Below are 2644 nucleotides of genomic sequence, written 5' to 3'. Positions count from 1 at the left end.
GCCGCCAAGGGCGTCGTCCGCGACCCCCGCACCGGAGACCTCGAAGTCGTGACCGTGACCCCCGACAACGAGGCGCGGGTGCTGGTCCACGACGCCCACGCCGCCACCCCCACCACCGCGTTCGCGCTCTCCCGCCTCGCCGACCCGCACACCCTCCACCACACCCCCATCGGCGTCTTCCGCGACACCACCCGGCCCGTCTACGACACCCTCATGGCCGACCAGCTCGACACCGCCATCGACCAGAAGGGCAAGGGAGACCTCGCCGGCCTGCTCGCGGGCAACGACACCTGGACGGTCGTCGGCTAGCCGACCGCCCCGTCGTACGGAAGCCCGGATCCCGCTACGGGGTCCGGGCTTCGTCGTACGCGACCCGGGCCCGCTCGACCTCGCCGGTGCGCCGTTCCGTCCAGCGGGCCAGCGCCCACACCTGTTCGGCGGCTTCGCGGCCGAGGTCCGTCAGCGAGTAGTCCACGTGCGGCGGGATCACCGGGCGCGCGTGGCGCAGGACGAATCCGTCGCGCTCCAGGGTCTGGAGGGTCTGGGCGAGCATCTTCTCGCTGACCCCGCCGACCTCGCGGCGCAGTTCGCTGAACCGGTACGAGCGCTCGAATAGGGCGGCGAGCACCAGGACGCCCCAGCGGCTGGTCACGTGTTCCAGGATCCCGCGCGAAGGGCACATCGGGGCTTTGACACTTACTTCCATACCAGTACCTTACTTTGAAGTGGGTACTTACGGATAGTTAGCGCTATCCGTAGGCTGGTGTCGTCACCGCACGAGACCACACAGGAGCGTGAGCCGTCATGAGCATCGTCGTCACCGCAGCCACCGGATCCCTCGGCCGCCTCGTCGTCGAGGAACTGCTGGCGAAGGTCCCCGCCGAGCAGCTGGCCGTCGTCGTACGGAACCAGGAGAAGGCCGCCGACCTGGCCGCGCGCGGCATCGAGGTACGGGTCGCCGACTACGACGACCCGGCGAGCCTGGCCGGCGCCTTCCGGGCCGGCGACCGCGTCCTGCTGATCTCCGGCAGCGAGGTCGGCCGGCGCGTCCCGCAGCACACCGCCGTGATCAAGGCGGCGGCGGAGGCCGGAGTGGCCCAGCTGGCCTACACCGGCATCCTCGGCGGGCCCGAGGCGGACTTCGAGCTGGCCGCCGAGCACAAGGTCACCGAGCAGGCCGTCCTGGACTCCGGCCTGCCCTACACCTTCCTGCGCAACGGCTGGTACCACGAGAACTACACCGCCCAGCTGCCCGTGGTCCTGGAGCACGGCGCCGTCCTCGGCAGCGCCGGCGAGGGCCGGATCGCCTCGGCGGCCCGGGCCGACTACGCGGCGGCGGCCGCGGCGGTGCTGACCGGCGAGGGCCACCTGAACCGGGTCTACGAGCTCTCCGGCGACACGGCCTGGAGCCTGGCCGAGTACGCCGACGAGGTGGCGCGCCAGTCCGGGCGCGAGGTCGCGTACGCGGCCCTGCCGGCGGACGCGCACCTGACGGCACTGACCGGCGCCGGGGTGCCCGAGGGCTTCGCGGCGATCCTGGTCGACGTGGACGCGGCGATCTCGCGCGGCCGGCTGGCCGGCACCAGCGGGGACCTGGCCCGCCTGATCGGGCGGCCGACGACCCCGGTGGCCCGGGCCATCACGGACGCCCTGGCCTGAGCGACCCGCCCCCTCCCACCCCGGCCACCACGCGAATGTCATGAGCATCTCGCCGAACGGGCATGACAGCGGCTCCTCGCGGCGCTACCTTCGTGAGGTTGTGAGATTGGCCGGAAGTCGCACTGGAGGGCCCGTGAAGGCGGAGAACGAGCAGCGCACGGGTTTGCTCTACGGATTCGGCGCGTACGGGATGTGGGGGCTGGTCCCCCTCTTCTGGCCGCTCCTCAAGCCCTCCGGGGCGATCGAGATCCTCGCCCACCGCATGGTGTGGTCGCTGGCCGTGGTCGGGGTCGCGCTCCTGGCACTGCGCCGCTGGAAGTGGCTGGGGGAGCTGCTGCGCCAGCCGCGCAAGCTCGCCCTGACCGCGCTCGCGGCGACCGTGATCAGCGTCAACTGGGGCCTGTACATCTGGGCGGTCAACAACGGACAGGTCGTCGAGGCCAGCCTCGGCTACTTCATCAACCCGCTGGTCACGATCGCGCTCGGCGTGCTGGTGCTGGGCGAGCGGCTGCGGCGCGCGCAGTGGGCGGCCGTCGGCATCAGCCTGGCCGCCGTGCTGGTGCTGGCCGTCGGGTACGGGCGGCCGCCGTGGATCTCGCTGACGCTGGCCTTCTCGTTCGCCGCGTACGGGCTGATCAAGAAGAAGCTCGGCATGGGCGGTCTGGAGTCGCTGACCGCCGAGACGGCGGTCCTGTTCCTGCCCGCCCTCGGCTACCTGCTGTGGCTCGGGGCGGAGGGGCAGTCGACCTTCGCCTCACAGGGGCTGGGGCACTCCGCGCTGCTCGCCTCGACCGGGCTGGTCACGGCGATCCCGCTGGTCTGTTTCGGGGCGGCCGCGATCCGGGTGCCGCTGTCCACGCTGGGGCTGCTGCAGTACCTGGCGCCGGTGTTCCAGTTCGGGCTCGGGGTCCTGTACTTCCACGAGGCCATGCCGCCGGAGCGCTGGGTCGGCTTCTCCCTGGTCTGGGTCGCGCTGGTGCTGCTG

The 2644-nt window shown here is 71.9% G+C and carries 3 protein-coding genes and 1 pseudogene; 3 read left to right on the top strand and 1 reads right to left on the bottom strand.

Translation table 11 applies throughout. The annotated features are described in order from the left end of the window. Positions 1–309, top strand: a pseudogene (locus ACFV0Q_RS40670) (2-oxoacid:ferredoxin oxidoreductase subunit beta); the annotation flags it as partial. A 34-nt stretch (positions 310–343) separates the two neighbouring features. Here the strand turns inward: ACFV0Q_RS40670 and ACFV0Q_RS40665 are convergent. After that, entirely contained in the window at positions 344–706 is a 363-nt protein-coding gene (locus ACFV0Q_RS40665) for a helix-turn-helix domain-containing protein (RefSeq protein ID WP_356220527.1), read from the bottom strand. Positions 707–804: 98 nt separating this feature from the next. Here ACFV0Q_RS40665 and ACFV0Q_RS40660 point away from each other — a divergent pair, with 98 nt between their 5' ends. Beyond that, the gene (locus tag ACFV0Q_RS40660; RefSeq protein ID WP_385013029.1) at positions 805–1659 is read left to right on the top strand and encodes an SDR family oxidoreductase; all 855 of its coding nucleotides are present in this window, start codon (positions 805–807) and stop codon (positions 1657–1659) included. A gap of 133 nt (positions 1660–1792) precedes the next feature. After that, the coding region (gene rarD, locus ACFV0Q_RS40655; protein ID WP_385013027.1) for an EamA family transporter RarD at positions 1793–2644 on the top strand (852 nt) is incomplete at its 3' end.

The organism is Streptomyces sp. NPDC059564, assembly GCF_042735575.1.
Classification (GTDB): domain Bacteria; phylum Actinomycetota; class Actinomycetes; order Streptomycetales; family Streptomycetaceae; genus Streptomyces.
Note: the sequence above shows the minus strand (reverse complement) of the source record. Positions and strands in the feature narration are given on the sequence as shown.

Coding starts and splice junctions, on each gene's coding strand:
- ACFV0Q_RS40665 (WP_356220527.1), bottom strand. CDS start 706: ATGGAAGTAAGTGTCAAAGCCCCGATGTGCCCTTCGCGCGGGATCCTG.
- ACFV0Q_RS40660 (WP_385013029.1), top strand. CDS start 805: ATGAGCATCGTCGTCACCGCAGCCACCGGATCCCTCGGCCGCCTCGTC.